Genomic DNA, 22,357 nt, shown 5'->3' with positions numbered 1-22,357 from the left:
TCCGAAAGGAGCCGACCCCCATGGGGTACGCCCACGAGTACGCCGACGCCGTCCTGCACCGCGGCCGCGTCCCGATGGAACCCGCCGACTTCGTCCCCGACTGGCCCGACGGCCCGCGCAGGGGGAAGTTCTATCCGGGGGTGGAGTCCTACGCCCTGCCGGACGGTGACGGGCTGCCCGACGCGCCCGCGCGGGCCGGTCTCCTCCCGCCGCCGGGCGGGGACGCCCGGGCCGGCCGGGACGGCGGATTCACCCTGCCGCTGCTCTCCGCGATGCTCAAGGACTCGTACGGGATGACCGGACGCCGTCTGGGCGTCCAGGCCAACAGCGACCTGTCCGGGCTGCCGTTCTACACCCACGCCAACTGGTCCCGGGGCACGGCGGGCGGCGGCGGTCTCTATCCGGTCGGCGTCTACTGGGCGTCGGGCCCTTCCGGCCCGCTCACCCCCGGCATCCACTACTACGACGTCCACCGGCACGCCGTGCAGCGGCTGTTGACGGGGGACGTCACGGCGCGGGTGCGCGAGGCGCTGGGGCCGGACGCGCCGCCCGGGGCGCTCGACACCGACCAGTACCTGATCCTCGGCGTCAAGTACTGGCAGACGGCGTTCAAGTACAACAGCTTCGGCTACCACGTGGTCTGCACCGACGTGGGGACCCTCGTCCAGACCTGGCGGATCTGGGCGGCGGCCCACGGGCTGCGCACCGCGCCGGTGCTGTGGTTCGACGAGCCCCGGCTGAACGGTCTGCTCGGCACCGTCGGCGAGGAGGAGGGCGTCTTCGCCGTCGTGCCGCTGCGCTGGGAGGACGACGGCGGGCGGCGCACGGCGGTGACCGACGGCCCCGATCCGGCGGTGCGGCACCGGGACGTCGAACGCTCCCGTACGGTCGTCGCGTTCCCCACGGTGCTCGCGATGCACGCGGCGACGGTGGCCGGCGCCGCCGACCGGCCGGAGCCCGGGGCGCTCGCCCCCGCGGCGGCGCGTCCCGTCCCCGCCGGGGGCACCCGGGTGGCCTTGCCCCCGCCCGTCCTCCCCGAGGTGCCGGTGCGCCGCGTCCTGCGGAGCCGGCGCAGCAGCTTCGGACGGTTCGACGCGGCCCGTCCGGTCACGCCCGGGCAGCTGTCCGCCGTGCTCGCGGCCTGCGCGGCGACCTCGCTGGGCGGGGAGGCGGACCCCGGCGGCACGGCACGGCAGGTACGTCTGTACGCCTTCGTCAACCATGTCGAGGGCATCGCGCCCGGGGCCTACGTCCACGACCCCGACGCGGGCGAGCTCCGGCTCGTCGTCCCCGGCCCGCAGGGGGCGTTCCTCCAGGAGAACTACTTCCTGGCCAACTACAACCTGGAGCAGGCCGGCGCGGTCCTCGTGCCGACGGTGCGGACCCCGGCCGTCCTGGACGCGGTCGGCGACCGGGGCTACCGGCTCGCCGTCGGCACGGCGGGGGCGGTGGCGCAGACGTTCTACCTGGCGGCCTCCGCGCTCTCGCTCGGCGCGGGGGTGGCCCTGGGCTTCGACAACGTGTCGTTCGTGGAGAGGCTCGGTCTGGAGGGCACCGCCGAGGCGCCGCTGCTGATCATGCCGCTCGGCAACGAACGCCCGGCGCCGGCCGACTTCCGCCACGAGATCGCCTGAGGGGAGAGCCGCGATGACATCGGGAAGAGCACACGTGACACTCCTGACCACCGACACGGGCCGTCCGCGCCCCGCCGCGTGGGAGGTCGGCCGGCGCTTCCTGCTCCGGGCCGCCGGACTGCCCGTCGAGACGGTGCACGGGCTGCGCTGCCCGCGCACCCGCGCCTGGGCCGACGACGTCCTGGCGCGGGAGGAACGTCTCGCCGACGGCGGCGCCGCCCTGAGCGACGCGCTGCACGCCCTCGTCGAGGCCGCCGACGCGGCCGGCGACGAGGCCCGCCGGGAGCTCCTCGCCCTGCGCCGCCAGATCTTCAACAACCGGCTGCCCGCCGACCCCGGTGCGGCCGTGCGCCTGGTGGCCGGACTGGACGGGCCGACCGGCGCGCGGGTCTCCGCCTGGCTGGACGAGCGCGTCCGGCACGGCGAACTCCTCACCGCTGGACCCGCGCTGCTCGCGGAGGAACTGCGCCTGGCACGGGCCGGGTTGCGGGCCGCGCTCGCCCAGGAGCCGCTGCGCCGGGGGCTTCTCCTGGCCTCGCCGACGCTCGACGGCCGGCTCGACGCCTATCTCGACGCCCCTCTCGGCGACGCGGGCGCCGGGGCGGGGAAGCGGATGCGCAAGATCGAACGGTCGGCGCTCACGTACCTGTACCGCACGGCGTGCAAGACCAGTCCGTTCAGCACGCTCACCCCGGTGGCGGCCGGAGTCTTCGACGCCGAGCCCGGGGCGGACGACGGCGCCGCCCTGCACGTCGGGGACGCGTGGACGGCGCACGTACGGCTCAACGTCGTCGCCCTGGGCCGGATCGCGGAGCTGATCCTCGCCGACCCCGTGCGCCGGCAGGACCTGCCCGTCGTCCTGTCCCCCGGCTGGGGCCGTGACGAGGACCGGATCCGCTACGTGCGGCAGTGGGTGACGAGCGGCGACGACGACGCGTCCGTCACCTTCGACTCCGTCCGCGACCGGCTGTTCTACCTGCGCGGCAGCGGCACCCTGGAACGGCTCCTGGCGTTCCTCGGCGACGGCGGCCGCACGGGGCTCCGCCACCGCGATCTGGTCGCCTGGCTGCGGGCCGAGCACGGCGCCGACCCGGCCGAGTGCGAGCGGTACGCCGCAGCGCTGCTCCAGCTCGGCATGGTCCAGGTGCCGTGTCTGCGGACCGACGTGCACAGCGCCGACCCGCTGGGCTCCTTCCAGCGGGCCCTGCGCGCCCTGGCGGCCCCGTGGGCCGACTCCGTCGCCGAAGCCCTGGACGGCCCGGCGGCCGCTCTGGCCGCGTACCCCGCCGCCGGTCTCGCCGAGCGGCGCGGCCTGCTGCGGACCCTGCGCGAGCGACTCCTCGACGTGCAGCGGGAACTGGGCGCCACTGAGCCCACGCTCCCCCGGACCCTCGTCTACGAGGACGTGAGCGCGGGGGACGACCTGGTCTGCGGTTCGGGGCTCCTCGCGGGTGCGACGGGGCGGGCGTTGCGCGCCGTCGAGGGCGTCCTGCCGATGTTCGACCTCACGCTGCCGCAGCGGATCACCCTGCACGGTTTCTTCGTGGCCCGGTACGGGCGGGGCGGCCGCTGCGACGACCTGCTCGGCCTCGTGCACGACTTCCACGAGGACGTCTTCGACCAGTACGTCTCCTTCACGGCCAAGCGCACGGCCTTCGACGAGAAGGGGGAGTACGTCCCGGAGGAGAACTGGCTGGGCCGGCCGGAGCTGCGGAGCCTGGACGAGGCCCGGCGCCGCTTCGTCGGCGGCATGAGGACGTTGTGGGAGGGGCACGGCGACCCGGCGGACGAACTGCGCCTGCCCGCCGGGCTGCTCGCCGAGGTCGCCGCCGAACTGGAGCAGCTCGCGGCCGACTTCGTACCGCAGAGCCATCACCTCCAGGTGGCCGCGCCCGCCCCCGGCGGGGAGGCGGGTCCCCGGGTGGTCCTCAACCGTTCGTACGGCGGACTCGCCTTCCCCTTCAGCCGCTTCACCCACGTGTACGACGGGGAGGCGGAGCCCGGACGGCCCGCGCGGGGACTGTTCTCGGGGCAGCTGCGCGCCGAGCTGCGGGCCCGGCAGCCCCGGGGGGCCGTCTTCGCCGAGCTGACCGGCGGTCCCGTCACCAGCAACCTCAATCTGCACGGGCGGCTGACGGACCACCAGATCGTGTGCCCGGGCGAGACGGCCACGGTTCCGGAGGACGCCCGGCTGCACCTGGACGACCTGTACCTGGAGCACGACGCGGAGGCCGACCGGCTCGTCCTGCGGTCGCGCCGGCTCGACCGCGAGGTGATACCCGTCTACCTCGGCTACCTCGTGCCGGTGGCCCTGCCGGCCATCCCCCGCACCCTGCTGCTGCTGTCGCCGAGCACCATGACCCCGACCGACGTGTGGGGCGGTGTTCCCGAGGGGGAGGCCGTGGACGGGGTCACCCGCAGACCGCGGGTGGTCCACGGGGACGTCGTCGTGAGCCGTCGCAGCTGGACGGCGCAGGCCGCCGTGCTGCCGGTGCGCCGCCCGGGCGCTGACGAGGCCTCGTGGTTCCTGGAGTGGCGGCGCTGGCGGCGGGCGCACGGACTGCCCGACCAGGTGTTCGCCACGGTCCTGCGTGACGGCCGCCGGGCCCTGGGCGCCAAGCCGGTGTACGTCGACTTCGCCAGCCCGCTGTCGCTGACCGCGTTCGACGCCCTGGTGGACCGCGAGCCGGGCACCGGCGTGACGCTGCGCGAGGCGCTCCCGGCCGAGGACGCCCTGCATCTGACGTCCCCCCGGGGGCGTCACGTGGCCGAACTGGCCGTGGAGACCTTCACTTCCCGCCACCGCACCGAGGACGGCCCGACATGCCGGAACTGATCTCCCCCACCCCCCTGCCGGGATCCCCGTCGTCCGGGACACCGGCGACGGAGGCGGAGCCGGGGGCGTGGATCGCCCTGCACGTCTTCTACGCCGCGAGCCCCCGGCCGATGCTGGTGGACTGCGTCCGGCCGCTGGTCGCCCGGCTCACCGAGGAAGGCCTGATCACCGGTCACTTCTTCATCAACTACTGGCTGGAGGGCCCGCACGTGCGGCTGCGGCTGCGGCCCGCGAGCCCGGCGGCGGCCCCCGAGGTGCGGCGTCGCGCCGGGGAGGCGCTGACCGCGTTCCTCGCGGGCCGTCCGGCGCTGTACGAGGTCGACTCCGGGTTCCTCAAGGATTTCTACAACGCCCTGTTCGACATAGAGTTCCCCGGCGAGGACCGGGGGCGGTACATGGGGGAGGACGGCCGGATGAGGCTGCGGCCGAACAACTCCTTCAGCGAGGAGCCGTACGCCCCCGAGTACGCCAAGTACGGCGGTCCGGCGGGGGTCGAGCTCGCCGAGTGGCACTTCCGCCACTCCAGCGAGCTGGTCGTCGACGCCTTCCGCACCATGAACCTCCACCTGCGCACGGTGCTGCTCGGCACCTCCGCCCAGCTGATGATGGTGATGTCGAGCTGCTTCCTGCCGGAGGAGGACCGGCTCGCCGACTACCTCGACGGCTACTACGCGTTCTGGCACCGCGCCTTCCCCGGCACCGGGTTCATCGGGTCGGAGGAGTACGAACGGAACTACGCGGAGATGGCGCCCTCCCTGGGCCGCCGGTTCGCGGCCGTCCGGGCCGCGGTCGCGAGCGGCGAGCTGGGGCGGCTCCCCTCCTTCCTGCGGGGCTGGGCCGAGCACTGCCTGGAACTCCGCTCCCGCGTGGTGGAGTCGGCCGGGCGGGGCGACCTGCTCTTCCCGGTCCACGAGGGACCGGCCCGCGAGGACACCGGGCAGCCGCGCGCCGAGCCGGCGGGCGCCGCCGCGGTGGAGCCGCTGACCCATGTGCCGTCGGTGCTGCCCCGGCTCCTCTCCCCGTACATGCACATGACCAACAACCGGCTGCACGTGACGATCCGCGACGAGGCCTACCTCTCGTTCGTCCTCGGCCAGGTCCTCCGGGACCCGCGCGGCGGGGCCGCGGACGGACGCGCGGTGCAGGCGGCGGGCGCGTGACCGCCGCCGCCGCCGCGCGGGCCCACCGTCCGGCGCTCCGGCCCGGCGTGCTCCTCAGCACGCCCCTGCTGCGCGGGCCCCGCACCGTCCACCTCGTCAAACACCCGGTGACCGGGGCCGCGTTCGAGGTCGGCGTCAAGGAGTACTTCCTGATCTCCCGGCTCGACGGGACACGGAACCTCGACGACCTCGCACCCGCCTACGCGGACCGGTTCGGCCGCCGGCTCGGCGAGGAGCACTGGTACCGGCTGCTCGGTCTCCTCGGCACCCGGGGCCTGCTGGCCGGGGCCCCCGAGCCGGCCGCCCCCGAGCCCGCCCCGAAACGCCCCAACACCTTGTGGCGCGGCAGCCGGCCCCTGGTGGCGGACGCGGACGCGACGACCGCCCGGCTCCACCGCGCACTGCGCCCCCTCCTCCACCCCGCCGTCCAACTCCCCCTGCTGTCGGCCGTGCTGGTTCTCGTCGCGGCGCTCGTGTGGCAGGCGGGCGCGCTGCTCGACGGCACGGCCACCATGGTCCGGCAGCCGGTGGCGCTCCTGGGCGTCGCCCTGTTCCTCTGGGCGAGCATCACCCTCCACGAGCTGGCGCACGGCGTCGCCGCCCAGCACTACGGGGGACGCGTCACCGAGATCGGGCTGCGGTGGCGGTTCCCCGCCGCCCTGCTCTCCTGCACCGTCGACAACTACCTGTTCCTGCCGGGCCGGCGCGCCAGGCTGGTGATCGCCGGAGCGGGCGCCCACCTCAACATGGTGCTCCTGCTGCCCTTCGGGCTCTGGTGGTTCCTGCTCCCCGCCGGAGCGCCGGAGCGGTCCCCGCTGGCCGGCCTGCTGGTCCTCGGCACCGTCCAGGCGCTGAGCAATCTCGTACCGCTGCCGCCGCTCGACGGGTACCGGATGCTCGGCCACGCCCTGGGCACCGCCCACCTCGCCCCCGAGACGCGGGCCTATCTGGCGCTGCGCCGCGGTGGCGGGGCCGGGGCCGTCGCGGGCTATCCGGCCCGGGCCCGGCGGATCTACACCGCGTACGCGATCGGCTCGGCGGTCCTCGTCCTGCTCGCCGCGGCGGCCGCCTGCGCCTTCGTGCTCGTCCTGCTCGGCTGACCCCGCGCGGCCGGGCTCCGCCACGCCCTCCCCTCCCCCGACCACAAGGAATCCACGCACCACATGAGTGAGGTATCGGCCATGCCAACCACATCCGCCGCGGACGGTTCGCCGCCCGCCGCCGTCCAGGTCCGGGGCGTCTCCAAGCGGTACGGAGACCGACAGGCGGTGGACGACGTCTCCCTGGAGATCCGCCGGGGCGAGTTCTTCGGCCTGCTCGGCCCCAACGGTGCGGGCAAGTCCACCCTGATCGAGATCATGGAGGGACTGCGCAAGGCCGACTCGGGTACGGTCGCCGTCCTCGGGGAGTCCCCCTGGCCCCGCAACACCGCGCTGCTGCCCCGGCTCGGCGTGCAGACCCAGAGCTCCGCCTTCTTCGTGCGGCAGACGGCCGACGAGCACCTGCGCACCGTCGCCGCGCTCTACGGCGCCCCGAGAAGCGCCGTGGACGCCACCTTCGAGTCCGTGGGCCTCACCGCGCAGCGGGGCGTCCGGGTCGAGAACCTCTCCGGCGGCCAGCGGCAGCGCCTGGCCATCGCCTCCGCCCTCGTGCACGGACCCGAGCTGATCTTCCTCGACGAGCCGACGGCCGCCCTCGACCCGCAGGCCCGGCGGGCCCTGTGGGAGGTCCTGCGCGGGCTGAAGGCGGAGGGCCGCACCATCGTCCACACCACCCACCACCTCGACGAGGCGGAGGCCCTCTGCGACCGGATCGCCATCCTGGTGGACGGACGGATCGCCGTGACCGACTCCCCGCACAACCTGGTCGGCGCGTCGAAGGCCCCCAGCCGTCTCCTGCTCCCCCTGGGCCGTCTCGACGAGGGGCGGGCGGCGGCCATCGAGGGCGTCGAACGGGTCACCGTCGAGGGCGGTTCGCTCGTCCTGGAGACCCACGCGGCCGGCCGGGTCCTCGCCGCCGTCGACCGGCTCGCCGGACTCGACGGCGTCCAGACCCGTACCGCCAGCCTCGAAGACGTCTACCTCGACCTGACCGCCCGCCTCACCGGCGCCGGGCGGTCCGGCCGCCCCCACGCCGAGACCACGGAGCCGTGACCATGAGCGCCTACGCCGCACTGACCGGGGCGGGCTACCGGGCCCAGGTCCGCGACAAGACCACCCTCTTCTTCACGTTCGCCTTCCCGCTCCTCTTCCTCGTGGTCTTCGGCCTGATCTTCAAGGGCCGGGCCGTCGAGGAGAGCGGCCTGTCCTACCTCTCGTACACCGCGTCCGGGGTGCTCTCCTGGGGTGTCGCCAACGCCGCCGTGTTCGGCATCGCGTTCACCCTCATGCAGTGGCGCAACGACGACATCCTGCGGCTGATCCGGATGTCCCCGGCCCCGCTCCCGGCGGTCATCGGCTCCCGGTACGCGATCGCCCTGGTCGTCGGCGCCGTCCAGTCGCTGCTCTTCGTCGGGGTCGCGATGCTGCCGGTGTTCGGCCTGAGACCGGCCTCCGGCTGGCCGCTGCTGATCCCGGTCCTCCTCCTCGGCATCACCACCTTCCTGCTGCTCGGCGTGATCATCGGATCCCTCGCCGACACCCCCGAGTCCGTCGCGGCCGTCGCCAACTTCCTCATGCTGCCGATGGCGTTCCTGTCCGGGTCGTTCTTCCCGCTCGACTCCATGCCGTCCTGGCTCCAGAACATCTCGCTCGCGATGCCGCTGCGCTACCTCAACGACGCCGTGTCCCACGCGCTCGCCGGCCGCGGCGACTCCTCGGACGTGTGGGTGGGCTGCGCCGGACTGCTCGTGTTCGCCCTCGTCTTCGGCGCGGTCGCGGCGAAGACCTTCCGCTGGACCAGGTCGTCGTGACCACCGCCGAGTGGGACCTGCCGCTGCCCATGGACCGGGCTCGGGCCTCCCTCCGGTCCGCGCTCGCCGGGCGCCTCGGCCGGGACGTCCCCGTCGTCCCGGTCGGCGCCACGGACGCCGCCGCTCCCACCGGCGGCCGGGGCGCACCGGACCCCTGGGCGGCCGAGCGGGCCGGGGCGCGCGTCCACCTCACCGCCTCCGCCGTGCTCGTCGGCCCCTGGGGCGGCGACGGGAGCGCGCCCGCCTGCGGACGCTGTCTGGCGCTGCGCTGGCAGCGACTGCGCAGCCGCAGCGAGCGCGACGCCCTGGAGACCGGCGGTCCCGAGGGCCCGCGCCCGGCCGGCGTCTGGCCGCTGCTCACCGACCATGTGTACGACACGGTCGCGGCCCTCTGTCAGGCGGTCCTCGACGGCCCCGGCGCCGAGCCCGCCGCGTCGGAGCCCGCCGACCGGGCGCTGCCGCAGGTGTCCCGGATCGACCTGGCGACGCTCGCGGTCCGCACGTACCCGCTGCTCGCCGATCCCCTCTGCCCCGACTGCGGCCCGGCGCGGGTCCCGGCCGCACCCCGCTCCCTGGACCTCGTCGAACGGCCGAAGCCCGACCCGGGGACGTACCGGCTGCGCGCCGCGTCCTCGTATCCGCTCCCGCGCGAGGCCCTGGCCAACCCGGTCTGCGGCGCGCTCGGCGGCGGCACCTGGATCAGCGTCACCTCGCCGACGACGGCCCCGGTCGCGGGCAGCGTCTTCGTGCGGGGGTACGCCGGTCTCAACGACGTCACCTGGAGCGGCCAGGAGAACGCCTTCTCCACCAGCCGCACCCTGGCCTTCCTGGAGGGTCTGGAGCGGTACGCCGGCACCCACCGGCGCGGCCGGCACACCCCCGTGACCGGTTCCTGGAACGAGCTGCGGGACCACGCCGTCGACCCCGCCGCGTGCGGTTTCTACGACCCGCGCACCTACCGCGACGACCCGCTGGTCGACCCGTTCGACCCGGACCGCGCCATCCCCTGGGAGTGGGGCTGGTCGCTCCGCGACGAGCGCCCGGTCCTGGTCCCGTCCCGGCTCGTGTACTACAGCGCCGGGCTCGCGGCCGACAACTTCGTCTTCGAGTGCTCCAACGGCTGCGCCATCGGCGGCTGTCGGGAGGAGGCGGTCCTCGGCGGGCTGCTCGAACTCGTCGAGCGCGACGCCTTCCTCAACGCCTGGTACGGCGACGCCCGGCTCACCGAGATCGACCTGTCCACCGTCGGCGGCCCGACCGCCGCCGCCATGGCGGAGCGCGCGGCGCTCCAGGGGTACGACGTCCACGTCCTGGACAACCGCATCGACCTGCCCGTCCCCGTCGCCACCGCGGTGGCCGTCCGCCGCGACGGAGGCCCCGGCACCCTCTCCTTCGCGGCGGCGGCCTCGCTGGATCCGCGCGCGGCCGTGGAGGGCGCCCTCTCGGAGGTGCTCACCTACATCCCGCACCTCTCCCGCCAGACCCTGGAGCGCGGGGCCGAACTGGAGGCCATGGCCGACGACTTCCACCTGGTGCGCCACCTCAAGGACCACGCCCAGCTGTACGGGCTGCCGCGGATGGCGGAGCACGCCCGCGGCTATCTGGAGCCCCTGGCGGTGCGCCCGTTCGACGAGGTGTACCGGGAGTGGGAGTCGGACGGCAGGCCCCGCACGGGCGATCTGCGGGACGACGTCCGGGCCGTGACGGACCTGCTGGCCGGGGCGGGACACGACGTGATCGTCGTCGACCAGACCACGCCCGAGCAGGAGCGCATGGGGCTGTGCACGGTCAGCACCCTCGTACCGGGACTCCTGCCGATCGACTTCGGCTGGAACCGGCAGCGGGCGCCGCTGATGCCCCGGCTGCGCACGGCCCTGCGCCGCGGCGGCCACCGCTCGACGGATCTCGCCGACGGGGAGATCCGCATGGTCCCGCACCCGTTCCCCTAGGGGGTGGCTCGTCGGTCGCGCCGCGAGCCCGGCCGGACCGGCACAGCAAGGGAACGCGCCCGGCGGCCGGGGAACCGGCTGCCGGGCGCGTGTTCCGGCCGGCCGGGGGCCGACCGCCGGTGATCAGGCCGAGCAGGAGGTGGTGCTGGTCGTGGAGCTGCACGTCGAGGTCGAGCTGGTGCTGGTGGAACCGGCCAGCACGACCTCGCTGGCGTCCGAGTAGTCGGAGATCTCGAAGGTCTCGGCCTCGAGCTCGAGGATCTCGTCGGCGAGCGTGCTCAGGTCCTTGTTCATGGCGCCTCCTCATGACCGCGGTCCCGCACCGGGACCGACCGGGGTACGTCACCCATTCCACCGCCCGCCGCTCACCGTTCGGCACGTCTCCCGCACGCACATCGCTGGCGCGCGACGCCAGCGACCCGCCTCCTCCCTCCTTGGAGCCCCGTGAACCGGCCAGCCCCCCTCCCCAGCGCCTCCGCCGTCCCCGCCGTCCTGGCCCCGGTCGACCGGGTGGTCCGCCCCGCCCTCACCCTCTACCTCGACGTCCACCGCACCCCCGAGGTCTCCGGCGAGGAGCGCCGGACGGCCGCGCTCCTCGCCGACCGGCTCGCGGCCCTGGGCCTGGAGGTCACCCGGGGCATCGGCGGCCACGGCGTGGTGGGCGTCCTGCGCAACGGCGAAGGACCGCGGGTGTACCTGCGGGCCGAACTGGACGCCCTGCCGCTGACGGAGCGGACCGGTCTGCCGTACGCGAGCGGGAACGGCGCCATGCACGCCTGCGGCCACGACCTCCACCTCGCCGCGGCGACCGGTGCGGCGGAGCTCCTCGCCCGGGCCGCCGCGCACTGGCGGGGGACGCTCGTCGTGCTCGGCCAGCCGGCCGAGGAGACCTTGACCGGCGCCCGCGCGATGCTGGAGGACGGCCTGTACGAGCGCTTCGGCAGACCGGACGTCGTCCTCGCCCAGCACGCGGCGCCGCTGCCCTCCGGCATGGTCGCGCACGGCACCCCGTACGGTCCGGTGACGGCGGCGAGCACCGCCCTGGACGTCGTGCTGCACGGGCGCGGCGGCCACGCCGGCACCCCCCATCTCGCCGTGGACCCCGTGGTGACGGCGGCGGCCGTCATCACGCGCCTGCAGACGGTCGTCTCCCGCGAGAGCTCCCCCGCCGACCAGGTGACCCTCACGGTCGGCACGCTGCGGGCGGGCACGGCGGTGAACGTGGTCCCGGACACCGCGGAGCTGGGCATCGGGCTGCGGGCGCTGACGGACGCGTCGCTGGACCGGGCGCTCACGGCGGTGGAGCGCATCGTCAGGGCCGAGTGCGCCGCCTCCGCGTGTCCCCGGGGGCCCGAGATCACGACGGTCTCCCGCACCCCGGCCCTGTGGGGCGACACGGCCGCGACCCTGGCCGTCAGGGCGGCGCACACCGCCCTCCACGGCACGGCGCGGGTGGTCGACTGGCCGCCGTCGCTGGCCTCGGAGGACTTCCCGCTCTATGGCGACGGGGGCGTCACGTCCCACGGCGAGAGCGGTGTTCCGCTGGTCTACTGGATGGTCGGCGCCGCGGGCCCCCGGCAGTGGGCGGACTCCGCCGGACAGCTCCCGCCCAATCACTCGCCGCTCTTCGCGCCCGACGTGCGCTCGGCCCTGCCGCACGCGATCACCACCCTGACGGCGGCGGCGCTGGACCGGCTGGGCGCGGAACCGGTCTGACCCGTCCCCGCCCCGGGGGACGGTCGCGGGTATATCCGGTGCGGTGCGGGCCGGTGGCGGGGCAGACTCACCGCATGGTGGACCTGACGCATGGCACGGCGGAGATCGGGACGTTCAGGGACGCGGTCGACCGGTGGGCGGCCGGCGGTCCCGGCGGACCGCCGGGTGAGCTGGCCGGGCGCCTGGGCCTGCGCACGGCCGTCCTGCTCGAAGGCCCCAGCGACCTCGCGGCCGTCGAGACCCTGGCCGCGAGGCTCGGGAGGGACCTGGTCGCCGAAGGGGTGTGCGTGGTGTCGATGGGCGGCGCGATGAACGTCGCCCGCTATGCCGGCCTGCTCGGCCCGCCCGGTCTCGGCCTGCGGCTGACGGGACTGTGCGACGAGCGCGAGCAGCGCTACTACGACCGCGGCCTGGAGCGCGCCGGGGCGTCGGACGGGCGGTTCTTCGTCTGCGTGGCGGACCTGGAGGAGGAGCTGATCCGCGCGCTGGGGACGGAGACGGTCGAGGAGATCGTCCGGGCCGAGGGTGACCTGCGTGCCTGGCAGACCTTCCTGAGCCAGCCCGCGCAGCACGGTCGGCCCCGGCGGCAGCAGCTGCGGCGCTTCCTCGGCACGAAGAAGGGCCGCAAGATCCGCTACGGCCACCTCCTGGTGGCCTCCCTCGACCCCGGACGCGTACCGGCCCCGCTCGACGGCCTCCTGACGAGTCTGTGACCCGGGGACGCGACCCGAGCGAGTGGTTCGGGGCGGGAGGGCGCGCGGCCCGAGCGGCTCGTTCCGGCGGCGCGGCCCCGGCCGGCGGCGGTCAGCGGCGCTCGGCCGCCCTGTCGAGTTCCTCGTCGAGGGCCATCGCCGCCGTGATGAGGGCGAGATGGGTGAACGCCTGCGGGAAGTTGCCGAGTTGTTCGCCGGTCGGTCCGATCTCCTCGGCGAAGAGCCCGACGTGGTTGGCGTACGTCAGCATCTTGTCCATCGCGTACCGCGCCTGTTCGAGGCGGCCCGCGCGGGCGAGCGCCTCGACGTAGAGGAAGCTGCAGAGCGAGAAGGTGCCCTCGGAGCCGCGCAGTCCGTCGGGGGAGGCCTCGGGGTTGTAGCGGTAGACGAGGCTGTCGGTGACGAGGACGCGGTCCATGGCGTCCAGGGTGGACAGCCACGAGGGGGCCTTCGGGGAGATGAAGCCGACCAGGGGCATGAGCAGCAGGGAGGCGTCGAGCACGTCGCTGTCGTAGTGCTGGACGAACGCCCCGAGTTCGGGGTTCCAGCCGCGTTCCATCACCTGGATCAGGATCGCGTCGCGCTGCGCGGTCCAGCGGGGCACGTCGGCGGGGCGGGCGTACTGGGTGGCGAGGCGGATGCCCCGGTCGAGGGCGACCCAGCACATCACCCGGCTGAACGTGAAGTCCTGGCGGCCGCCGCGGGTCTCCCAGATGCCCTCGTCGGGACGGTCCCAGTTGCCGGCGAGCCAGTCGAGGACCCCCGCGATCCCCTTCCACCCCTCGTAGCCGGCCAGGTCGGCCAGGTCCGGCGAGTGGGTCATCGCGTAGGCGAACTCGCCGTAGATGTCGAGCTGCAACTGGCCGGCCGCCCCGTTCCCGGCCCGTACGGGGAAGGAGTCGCGGTAGCCGGAGAGGTGGTCCAGGATCTCCTCGGACAGCTCGGGGTCACCGTCGATCCGGTACATGATCTGCATCGGTTCGCTGCCGGGCGGGCGCGGTTCGCGGAAGCGGTCGCCGAGCCAGCGGCGGAAGGCGTCGGCCTCCTCCACGTATCCGAGATCGAGGAGGACGCGTACGGAGAGGGAGGCGTCGCGGATCCAGGTGTAGCGGTAGTCCCAGTTCCGTTCGCCGCCGATCTGTTCCGGGAGCCCCATGGTGGCGGCGGCGATCGGCGCGCCGGTCGGGGCGTAGATGAGCAGTTTGAGGGTGATGGCCGAGCGGTTGACCATCTGCTGCCAGCGGCCCTGGTAGAGGCACCGGCGGATCCACCGGTGCCAGAACGCCTGGGTCTCCGCCATCGCCGCCCTCACCGAGTCCTCGGTGAGGGGTTCGGGGCCCGTGCCACCCGGGGAGCAGGTCTCCAGGACGATTCCGGCGGTCCCGCCCTGCTGGAGGGTGACGGTGGCGTGGACGTCCCGGCCGTCGCCCTCCAGGGGGACGGAGCTCCTCAGGTGGACGTCGAGGCCGGGGCCGTGGAAGGTGGCGGCGGCGCCGTCGAGGGTGAGGGTGTGCGGGGCGCGGCCGTAGTCGAAGCGCGGCCGGCACCGCACCTCGAAGGTGAGGGTCCCGCGCACCACGCGCAGGGCCCGCACCAGGCGGTGGCGGTCGGTGGGGGCGTCCGGCCGGTCGCTCACCGGCATGAAGTCGACCACCTCGCCCACCCCTTCCGGGGTGAGGAACCGGGTGATCAGGACGGCCGTGTCGGGCAGGTAGAGCTGTCGGACGGTCACGTCGTCGCCGACGGGGGCGATGGTGAAGTGGCCGCCCCGCTCCCGGTCGAGCAGCGAGGCGAAGATGCTCGGCGAGTCGAACCGGGGGGCGCAGAACCAGTCGACGGAGCCGTCGGCGGAGATCAGGGCGGCCGTCTGCAGGTCGCCGATGAGTCCGTGGGCTGCGATCGGGGGGTACTCGGGCACGAGCGACCTCGATTCTCCCGCGGCTCCGGACCGTCGGTGCCACTCCTCGGATCCACGCAACCCGTCGTCCGCCGGCCCGGCAAGGCGGCGGGACCGGGCGGGTGAACGCCGTCGGCTCCCCGGGCGGCCGGTGTGCACCTCCCTGTCCGCCGGTCCTACCCGTCGGTAGGCCGCTCGCGACCGCCGAGCGACCCGGAGTCGGGGGTCTCCCTGGGGTACGTGACGAACCGAGGGGGCCCGAACATCGCTGACGGCCGCCGGAAAACGACGCCGATCGACGCGGTCCACGGGGCTCTCCGACGAGATCCGGACACCCGGTCGGCCGGGACGGAAGGGAAGGATCGAGGCATTGGGGGGCGTCCGCCCCCGTGCCGCGGGACCGGCGGTCCCCCCTCCCTCCGCCCCGGACGGCACGTCCGGCCGGCCCGGGCCGGACCGAGGACGCGGCCGGTTCTGTGCGCCCGCTACCGCTCCGCCGGGCGGGCCGGCGCCCCCGTCCGCCGGGCCGGGCCGGCGCCACGGGCGGGGGAACCGGATCAAGGTGAGGGCGGACCGTCCCGGGCGGTTGAACTGGTGAAACGGCACAGCCCCTTCCGCTTCTCCCGTAGCGCCCGAGAGCCCATCCCCCCTAGCGCCCGGGCCTCCTGAAGAAGCGTCAGTAATTTGCTGCAAGCGTTTGCGCGACCCGGCGCCGCCCCACCCGCCGGAAGCGCACCGCCGGGCCCGGCCGGAACCCGCCACGGCCGAGGCCGAGGGAACGCGCGTAGATCGGCCGAAAGGCGTCCTTGCCGCAAGGTGGGCCCGGATTCGAGGATTCCCCCTGTCGGATTTGACAGGTCCATGTCGATCACCCACTCGTCCGGACCCGTCCGCTCCGCGCCGAGGGATCGCCCACCCAGCGATTCCCCCCACTCCCCCACCGGAGGATCAAGTGAACCTCAAGCGTCTGTCCCCCTTCGGCGGCGCCGCCAAGGGCGCACGGCTGATCGCCGTGGCCTCCGCGCTGCTCGCCGCCTCAGCGCTTGCCGTCCCCGCCTCGTCCGCGGCCACCGCCGACACCGGTCGAGCCGGCGCCGCCCACCTCGCCGCCGCCGACGCGGCCGTGCGCGGAGCCGACGTACCCGGCACCGCCTGGTACACCGACCAGGCGACGGGGAAGGTCGTCCTCACCGTCGACTCCACCGTCTCCGCCGCCGAGATCGCCACGATCAAGAAGGCGGCCGGCGACCGTGCCTCCGCCCTGGAGATCAAGCGCACGCCCGGCACGTTCAACAAGCTCATCGCGGGCGGCGAGGCCATCTACGCCGGCGGCGGGCGCTGCTCGCTCGGCTTCAACGTCCGCAGCGGCTCGACCTACTACGCCCTGACGGCCGGCCACTGCACCAACATCGGCAGCACCTGGTACACCAACTCGGCCAACACCACCGTGCTCGGCACCAGGGCGGGCAGCAGCTTCCCGACCAACGACTACGGCATCATCCGCCACTCCAACGCCTCGGCGGCCGACGGGCGGGTCTACCTCTACAACGGCACCTACCGTGACATCACCTCCGCCGGCAACCCCTCCGTGGGCCAGTCGGTGCAGCGCAGCGGCAGCACCACCGGGCTGCGCGGAGGCACGGTCACCGGGCTCAACGCGACCGTCAACTACGGCAGCGGCCAGATCGTCTCCGGTCTGATCCAGACCAACGTCTGCGCCGAGCCGGGCGACAGCGGCGGCGCGCTCTTCTCCGGCACCACCGCGCTCGGCCTCACCTCCGGCGGCAGCGGCAACTGCTCCTCCGGCGGCACCACGTTCTTCCAGCCGGTGACCGAGGCCCTCAGCGCCTACGGCGTGAGCGTCTTCTAGCACCACGGGTACAGGCACCACCGGGACCCGCGGAGTCGGTGGCCTCCAGGGATCCCCACGCACCACCGCGCGGACTCACGGGCCGGCGGTCCCCTCGGGGGCCGCCGGCCCCCTCGCGCTCGCGGCCCGGCGGGGCGCCGGCGCCGGCCACGCCCGCGGGTAGGGCACGCGCAACGACGCCGCCGTCACGGGGGCGTGGTCCGCCGCGGCGTGCAGCCGTCCTCCGCGCAGGACGACGGCGCCGCTGCCGAGCATGGTCTTCACCAGTTCGGCGGCGAGGTCCTCGGGCGCGCGGCCCAGCAGCCGTGCGGCGTCGGTCAGCCACGCCCGGCGGTGCAGGTACGGCTCCACCTCGTCGGCCGGGATCCCCTCACGGATCATCAGGGCGAAGGCGAGGATCCGGCGGGCGCCGTACCAGACCGCCCCGTCCGGGTCGTCGACGAGCCGCTGGGCCCTGCGCAGGGCGTCGGCGAGGGCGCGGCCCGCGTCGGCGGGGATCGCGCCGTGGGAGGGGAGGACCACGCGCGGGGCGAGGTCGGCCATCCGCCGGAGGGAGGCGAGGGCGGTGGTCGCCGCGTCGGGGCCGTCCAGCGCGAGGTTCACCCAGCCGACGTCGTAGGCCGACAGCGCGTCCCCCGCCACGAGGAGCCGCTCCTCCGGCTGCCACAGGGCCAGATGGCCCGGCGTGTGCCCGGGGGTGCCGACCACCTCCCAGTCGGCGTCGCCGAGCCGCAGCGCCTGCCCGTCGGTGAGCGGGACGTCGACCGTGTACGGCGCGACCGGCTGGTCGAGGTACTCCGCCGCGCAGCATCCCGGGTCCCTCCGCGCGATCGCCTCGGCCTCCGGGGCTCCGGCGGCGACGGCGGTGCCCCCGGCCTGGAGGGCCGCGTTGCCACCGACGTGGTCGGAGTGCCAGTGGGTGTTCACCACCAGGTCGATGTCGCCCGCGTGCGCGTGGGCCCAGGCGGCGGTCTCGGCGGCGTGGCCGACGAAACCGCTGTCGACCAGAGCCGGCCGCCGCCCGTGGAGCAGGAGCGTGTTGGCGTCGGGGAACGGCCGCTGCCACCAGGTCGCCCAGGGCGGCAGCTCCGGCCGGGGGCTCACGCTCCGGTCCTGTTCACCGGGACACGGCCCGGCTCCGCCTGTTCCCGGTGCGTCGGGTCTTCCACGTGCACTCCTTCGGGTCCGTCGGCCGCGCGGGCCTTCCGTCAGCGGGGATCCGCCCCGACGGTCATTCTCTCCCCGGGAGCGGCAGTGCCCCCGGGTCGCCGGGTCAGCGGTCCAGCCGCTTGTGGGCGGTCTCCGGCAGGCGGAGGTAGACCGCCGAGGACACGAGGCACAGGACGGCCACGTACCAGGGGAAGAGACCGGGCCGGTCCAGCTCCTTGAAGAGCGTGCCGACGTACGGCGCCGTGCCGCCGAAGACGGCGACGGTCAGCGAGTACGGGAAGCCGATCCCGGCCGCCCGCACCCGCGCCGGGAACAGTTCGGCGTTCACCGCGGCCGAGATCGAGGTGAACCCCGTGAGCAGCACCATGCCCGCGCACTGCACCAGGAGCAGGGAGAGGAACGAGCCGTCGAGGGCGCGCAGCAGGGGCACGCCGAGGGCGGCGAAGCCGAGGCCGAAGAAGAGCAGGGACGGTCTGCGGCCGAAGCGGTCCGAGAGCAGCCCGCCGACGGGCTGGAGGAGGGCGAAGAACCCCAGGGACAGGGTCCCGGCGAGCAGCGCGTCCGCCTTGTCGATACCGGTGTTGAGCACCGCGTACGTCGGCAGGTAGGAGGTCCACGTGTAGTACGCGAGGGTTCCGCCGGCCGTGATGCCCGCGATGAGCAGCGAGGCGCGGGGGTGGTCGCGCAGCGCGTCGAAGAGCCCCGGCCGGGGCGCCTGGCTCTGCTCGGCGCTCCGGGTCTCCTCGGCGCCCCGGCGGATCCAGAAGCCGGCGAGGCTGAGGACCGCGCCGATGAGGAACGGGATCCGCCAGCCCCAGCCGTTCATCCGGTCCTCGCCGAGGACACCGATGAGCAGGGCGGCGATGCCGGAGGCGGCGAGCTGTCCGGCGGAGGTGGAGACGTACTGGAACGAGGAGAACAGGCCGCGCCTGCCGGGGCCGGCCGACTCGACGAGGAAGGTGGTCGAGGCGGCGAACTCCCCTCCCACCGAGAGGCCTTGGAGCAGCCGGGCGACGACGAGGACGATCGGGGCGAGGATGCCGGCGGAGGCGTACGTCGGGGTCAGGCCGAGCAGCAGGCTGCTGCCGCCCATGAGCAGGATGGTGACGGTGAGGGCGGTCCGTCGGCCGCGCCGGTCCGCGAGCGCGCCCATGAGGAGTCCGCCGACGGGACGCATGAAGAAGCCGACGGCGAAGACGGCGAACGTCGACAGGAGCGGGACGAGGGAGTTCCCGGACCCCGGGGGGAAGATCTGGTGCGCGATGTAGGCGGCGAGGAAGGTGTACGCGTACCAGTCGTACCACTCGACGGCGTTGCCGACGGAGGCCGCGAGGAGCTGCCGTAACGGCCGCCGGGTGGGGGGCGGTGGCGGGGAGACGGGCCCGTCGGTGGCGTCGAGGTCCGCGGAAGGAGGCATGCCTGTCATGATCACGACCTGCCCCGGCCCGGCCCTCCGTACTCCTCACCGCCACCGCCCGGCGGAGGCGGTGCCGGGCGCTGCGGGCCGCGGGCCGCGGGCCCGTGGCAGGGTGCGGGGGCGGAGCCCGGTCTTCCCGCGGCGGACGGTGGGCGCTACAGCGGGTCGGCAGGTGGCGGACGGTGCCGGAGCCTCAGTCGACCGGCCAGGTGTGCGCCGGGGCGTTCATGTGCATGTACTCGACGTACCGCTGCGTCATCCGCCGCAGCGCCTCGTGCCGGCCCGCGTGGTCGATGTCGTGGATGTGGTGGAACATCTCCGACTGCCACGTCGCGCCGTTGCGCCCGCTGACACAGCGCTGCTCGATCACGCCGAGCAGCGGTTCCCGCCGGGCCGCGTCCAGGCCCATCCGTTCGAGGCCGCGGTCCGCGAGCGGCAGCAGGCGCCGCAGGACCAGTTCGGTCACCGGCACCTCGCCCATCCCCGGCCAGTACACGTGCGCGTCGATGCCGTGCCGCGCGGCGGCGTGCAGGTTGTCCTCGGCGGCCGAGAAGGACATCCGCGACCAGACGGGCCGGTCCTCTTCGACCAGGGCGTGGACGAGGCCGTAGTAGAAGGCGCCGTTCGACAGCACGTCGGCCACCGTGGGACCGGCGGGCAGCACCCGGTTCTCCACCCGCAGGTGGGGGACGCCGTCGACGACGGCGTAGACCGGCCGGTTCCAGCGGTAGACCGTCCCGTTGTGCAGGGTGAGTTCGGACAGGCCCGGGGTGCCGCCGGCGTCGAGCGTCGCCTCGGGGTCCTCGTCGTCGCACAGGGGCAGGAGCGCCGGGAAGTACCGCGCGTTCTCCTCGAAGAGGTCGAAGACGGAGGTGATCCACCGCTCGCCGAACCACACCCGGGGCCGCACGCCCTGCACCTTGAGCTCGTCGGGCCGGGTGTCGGTGGCCTGCTCGAAGAGCGGGATGCGCGTCTCGCGCCAGAGTTCCTTGGAGAACAGGAAGGGCGAGTTCGCCGCGAGGGCCACCTGCACGCCCGCGATCGCCTGCGCGGCGTTCCAGTGGTCCGCGAACTCGTCCGGCGAGACCTGGAGGTGGAACTGGGTGCTGGTGCAGGCCGCCTCCGGCGTGATCGTCTCCGCCCGGGTCCGCAGCTTCTCCACCCCGTCCACCGCGATCAGCAGGTCCTCGCCGCGGGCCGCGAAGATCTGCTCGTTCAGCAGGTGGTAGCGGGGATCCCCGGACAGCGACGAGGGGCCCGCGTCCTTCACCTCCAGCGTGGGCAGGATCCCGATCATCACCAGGTGCGCGCCGATCGCCGCCGCCTTCTCCTCGGCGTGGTTGAGCGCGTCGCGGATCTCCTGCTCCCAGGAGTCGGGGCCGCCGCCCGTGTGGAGCCGCCGGGGTTCGACGTTGATCTCCAGGTTGAACCGGCCCAGCTCGGTCGCCCAGGCGGGATCCGCGATCGCCTCCAGGACGTCGGTGCTGCGCATGGCCGGCTCGCCCGCGGCGTCCACGACGTTCAGTTCGATCTCCAGGCCGACCTGCGGCCGCTCGAAGTCGAAGCGCGACTCGCGCAGCATCCGCGCGAACACGTCGAGGCAGGCGTGCGTCTTGTTCCGGAACCGGCGACGGTCGTCACGGGTGAACTCCAGCGCCGGGACGTCGCGTCCCATGGTCCCTCCCGATCTGGTCGGCACGGACTCCCACCCTTAGCGTCCCACTCCCGGGGCGGCCCAACCACCGAAGCGGCCCGGATCCGCTCGCGCGGGGGCGACGGCGGGCACCGGGCGGGCCTCCCCGGCCCGCCCCGGGCGTAGGCTTCGCCCCAGCACGGACACGGCGCTGGGGGCGGGGCACATGACGGTGGCGGCACGGACGGTCACGGCACAGAGGTGGGGATCCACCCTCGATTCGGTCGTGGTGTACGCGCAGGGCGCGCTCTGCCGCCGCCTGGCCCGGGGCGTCGTGCCGCCGGACGGCCGGGTGCGGGTGACGGGACTGCCCCGCACGCTGGACCCCGGCTCGCTGCGCGCCCGCGTCCTGGGCGCCTCCGGGGTACGGGTCACCGAGGCGCGGGTGGAGGTCGAGGCCGGACCGCTCGCCACCGACGCCGATACCGCCCACGGCACGCCCGAAGAGTTGCGGCGCGAGGTCGAGCGGCTGAGCGAGGCGTACGAGGCGGCGGCGGGCCGCCGGGACCGGCAGCTGGGGCTGATCGCCGAGGTCAGCGGTCTGCAGCCGGTGCCACCGCCCCGCAGGCGCGACGATCCGCAGCACCGCCGCACCCCGGTCGACGCCTGGCTGGAACTCGCCGACTTCGTCGACGAGCGGCTTTCCGGGCTGCACGCCCGCCTCGCCGAGCTGGAGGAGACGCTGCTCCAGGCCGGGCACGCGCTCGCGGTCGCGGCCGACCGGCTCGCCCGCGCCTCCACCGACACGCCGTCCGCGCACGTGGAGACCACCGTCTGCGCGGTCCTGACGCTCACCGGCACGAGCGCGGCGGACGCCGGGCCGGACGGCACGACGGTGGAACTGGAGCTGGAGTACGGGGTGCCGGGCGCCGTCTGGGTGCCGACCTACCGCCTCACCCACCGTCAGGGCGACGGCACCGGCCGTCTGGTGCTGCGCGCCTCGGTCGCCCAGCGCACCGGCGAGGACTGGACCGGGGTGCGCATCGCCCTGGCCACCGCCGACCTCCGGCGCCGCACCGACCTGCCGAAGCTCCGCTCGATCCGGATCGGACGACGTCAGGCCGCGCCCGCCCCGTCCGGCTGGCGGGAGCCTCCCGCCGGACTCGCCGATCTGTTCACCGGGTACGCGGCAGCGGGCCCCCGGCCCGCGTCGGCCGAGGTCACGGCGGTCGGCGGCGCCCCCCTCGCGGTGTCCGGGCCCGTCGCGGGAGGCACCGCGCACACCCCCGTCGCACCACCGGCGCAGAGCTACGGGGGTCCTCCGCCGCCCCCTCCGGCACCGCGGGGCTTCGGCGCCCCGCCGGGCTGCCGGTTTCCGATCCTGGTGGGGGTGAAGTCCGCGAGCGCGGTGCGCCAGGCGTCCTCGGCGGCCCTGACGTCCACGTGGGACA

The 22,357-nt window shown here is 74.6% G+C and carries 16 protein-coding genes; 11 read left to right on the top strand and 5 right to left on the bottom strand.

What is annotated here, in order from left to right:
• The first annotated feature begins 20 nt into the window (after nt 1-20).
• From ABT129_RS29500 to ABT129_RS29470, 7 genes are all read left to right on the top strand, one after another.
• On the top strand, nt 21-1,634 hold the full coding sequence (locus tag ABT129_RS29500; protein ID WP_351907662.1) for a nitroreductase family protein: 1,614 nt from the start codon (nt 21-23) through the stop codon (nt 1,632-1,634).
• A 13-nt stretch (nt 1,635-1,647) separates the two neighbouring features.
• Nucleotides 1,648-4,470, top strand: coding sequence for a lantibiotic dehydratase (locus ABT129_RS29495; protein ID WP_502981954.1), 2,823 nt, complete (start codon nt 1,648-1,650; stop codon nt 4,468-4,470).
• A complete protein-coding gene (locus ABT129_RS29490; protein WP_351907658.1) occupies nt 4,458-5,630 on the top strand; it encodes a lantibiotic dehydratase C-terminal domain-containing protein in 1,173 nt (390 codons plus the stop codon). The genes ABT129_RS29495 and ABT129_RS29490 overlap by 13 nt, the downstream gene beginning before the upstream one ends.
• Complete coding sequence (locus ABT129_RS29485; protein ID WP_351907656.1) at nt 5,627-6,730, top strand: metalloprotease; 1,104 nt, start codon at nt 5,627-5,629, stop codon at nt 6,728-6,730. Before ABT129_RS29490 ends, ABT129_RS29485 begins: the two co-directional genes overlap by 4 nt.
• Nucleotides 6,731-6,811: 81 nt before the next feature.
• Nucleotides 6,812-7,783, top strand: a complete 972-nt coding sequence (locus ABT129_RS29480) for an ABC transporter ATP-binding protein (RefSeq protein ID WP_502981953.1) — start codon at nt 6,812-6,814, stop codon at nt 7,781-7,783.
• A gap of 2 nt (nt 7,784-7,785) precedes the next feature.
• Nucleotides 7,786-8,541 carry an ABC transporter permease gene (locus ABT129_RS29475; RefSeq protein WP_351907653.1) on the top strand — a complete coding sequence of 252 codons (756 nt, stop codon included), beginning with the start codon at nt 7,786-7,788 and terminating at the stop codon, nt 8,539-8,541.
• Between the two features lie 29 nt (nt 8,542-8,570).
• The gene (locus ABT129_RS29470; RefSeq protein ID WP_351907731.1) at nt 8,571-10,490 is read left to right on the top strand and encodes a TOMM precursor leader peptide-binding protein; all 1,920 of its coding nucleotides are present in this window, start codon (nt 8,571-8,573) and stop codon (nt 10,488-10,490) included.
• 123 nt (nt 10,491-10,613) lie between these two features.
• Here ABT129_RS29470 and ABT129_RS29465 read toward each other — a convergent pair whose 3' ends face one another.
• Complete coding sequence (locus tag ABT129_RS29465; RefSeq protein ID WP_030757923.1) at nt 10,614-10,784, bottom strand: thiazolylpeptide-type bacteriocin; 171 nt, start codon at nt 10,782-10,784, stop codon at nt 10,614-10,616.
• Between the two features lie 150 nt (nt 10,785-10,934).
• Between ABT129_RS29465 and ABT129_RS29460 the strand changes: the two genes are divergently transcribed.
• Both ABT129_RS29460 and ABT129_RS29455 read left to right on the top strand, forming a co-directional pair.
• Nucleotides 10,935-12,206: an amidohydrolase gene (locus tag ABT129_RS29460; protein WP_351907651.1), complete on the top strand. Its 1,272-nt coding sequence runs from the start codon at nt 10,935-10,937 to the stop codon at nt 12,204-12,206.
• A gap of 74 nt (nt 12,207-12,280) precedes the next feature.
• Nucleotides 12,281-12,919: a TOPRIM nucleotidyl transferase/hydrolase domain-containing protein gene (locus tag ABT129_RS29455; RefSeq protein WP_351907649.1), complete on the top strand. Its 639-nt coding sequence runs from the start codon at nt 12,281-12,283 to the stop codon at nt 12,917-12,919.
• 91 nt (nt 12,920-13,010) lie between these two features.
• Here the strand turns inward: ABT129_RS29455 and ABT129_RS29450 are convergent, their stop codons facing one another.
• Entirely contained in the window at nt 13,011-14,837 is a 1,827-nt protein-coding gene (locus tag ABT129_RS29450) for a glycoside hydrolase family 15 protein (RefSeq protein ID WP_351907647.1), read from the bottom strand.
• 931 nt (nt 14,838-15,768) lie between these two features.
• On the opposite strand from ABT129_RS29450, the gene ABT129_RS29445 reads away from it, so the two are divergent.
• Nucleotides 15,769-16,686, top strand: coding sequence for a S1 family peptidase (locus ABT129_RS29445; RefSeq protein ID WP_351907645.1), 918 nt, complete (start codon nt 15,769-15,771; stop codon nt 16,684-16,686).
• Between the two features lie 75 nt (nt 16,687-16,761).
• Here the strand turns inward: ABT129_RS29445 and ABT129_RS29440 are convergent, their stop codons facing one another.
• From ABT129_RS29440 to ABT129_RS29430, 3 genes are all read right to left on the bottom strand, one after another.
• On the bottom strand, nt 16,762-17,790 hold the full coding sequence (locus tag ABT129_RS29440) for an MBL fold metallo-hydrolase (protein ID WP_351907643.1): 1,029 nt from the start codon (nt 17,788-17,790) through the stop codon (nt 16,762-16,764).
• A gap of 169 nt (nt 17,791-17,959) precedes the next feature.
• The gene (locus ABT129_RS29435; protein ID WP_351907641.1) at nt 17,960-19,273 is read right to left on the bottom strand and encodes an MFS transporter; all 1,314 of its coding nucleotides are present in this window, start codon (nt 19,271-19,273) and stop codon (nt 17,960-17,962) included.
• A 193-nt stretch (nt 19,274-19,466) separates the two neighbouring features.
• Nucleotides 19,467-20,948 carry a glutamate-cysteine ligase family protein gene (locus tag ABT129_RS29430; RefSeq protein WP_351907639.1) on the bottom strand — a complete coding sequence of 494 codons (1,482 nt, stop codon included), beginning with the start codon at nt 20,946-20,948 and terminating at the stop codon, nt 19,467-19,469.
• A gap of 184 nt (nt 20,949-21,132) precedes the next feature.
• Between ABT129_RS29430 and ABT129_RS29425 the strand changes: the two genes are divergently transcribed.
• Nucleotides 21,133-22,357: DUF4139 domain-containing protein (locus ABT129_RS29425; protein ID WP_351907637.1), on the top strand; the 1,225-nt coding region annotated here is incomplete at its 3' end.

The organism is Streptomyces sp. NPDC002057 (genome assembly GCF_040296665.1).
GTDB lineage: Bacteria > Actinomycetota > Actinomycetes > Streptomycetales > Streptomycetaceae > Streptomyces.
The sequence above is the reverse complement of the archived record's forward strand: the minus strand, read 5'-3'. Positions and strand labels throughout refer to the sequence as shown.

What these genes read in the sequence shown, in the direction of transcription:
- ABT129_RS29480 (WP_502981953.1), top strand. Translation starts at nt 6,812, where the DNA reads ATGCCAACCACATCCGCCGCGGACGGTTCGCCGCCCGCCGCCGTCCAG.
- ABT129_RS29465 (WP_030757923.1), bottom strand. Translation starts at nt 10,784, where the DNA reads ATGAACAAGGACCTGAGCACGCTCGCCGACGAGATCCTCGAGCTCGAG.
- ABT129_RS29430 (WP_351907639.1), bottom strand. Translation starts at nt 20,948, where the DNA reads ATGGGACGCGACGTCCCGGCGCTGGAGTTCACCCGTGACGACCGTCGC.
- ABT129_RS29500 (WP_351907662.1), top strand. Translation starts at nt 21, where the DNA reads ATGGGGTACGCCCACGAGTACGCCGACGCCGTCCTGCACCGCGGCCGC.
- ABT129_RS29475 (WP_351907653.1), top strand. Translation starts at nt 7,786, where the DNA reads ATGAGCGCCTACGCCGCACTGACCGGGGCGGGCTACCGGGCCCAGGTC.
- ABT129_RS29435 (WP_351907641.1), bottom strand. Translation starts at nt 19,273, where the DNA reads ATGCCTCCTTCCGCGGACCTCGACGCCACCGACGGGCCCGTCTCCCCG.
- ABT129_RS29455 (WP_351907649.1), top strand. Translation starts at nt 12,281, where the DNA reads ATGGTGGACCTGACGCATGGCACGGCGGAGATCGGGACGTTCAGGGAC.
- ABT129_RS29470 (WP_351907731.1), top strand. Translation starts at nt 8,571, where the DNA reads ATGGACCGGGCTCGGGCCTCCCTCCGGTCCGCGCTCGCCGGGCGCCTC.
- ABT129_RS29495 (WP_502981954.1), top strand. Translation starts at nt 1,648, where the DNA reads ATGACATCGGGAAGAGCACACGTGACACTCCTGACCACCGACACGGGC.
- ABT129_RS29490 (WP_351907658.1), top strand. Translation starts at nt 4,458, where the DNA reads ATGCCGGAACTGATCTCCCCCACCCCCCTGCCGGGATCCCCGTCGTCC.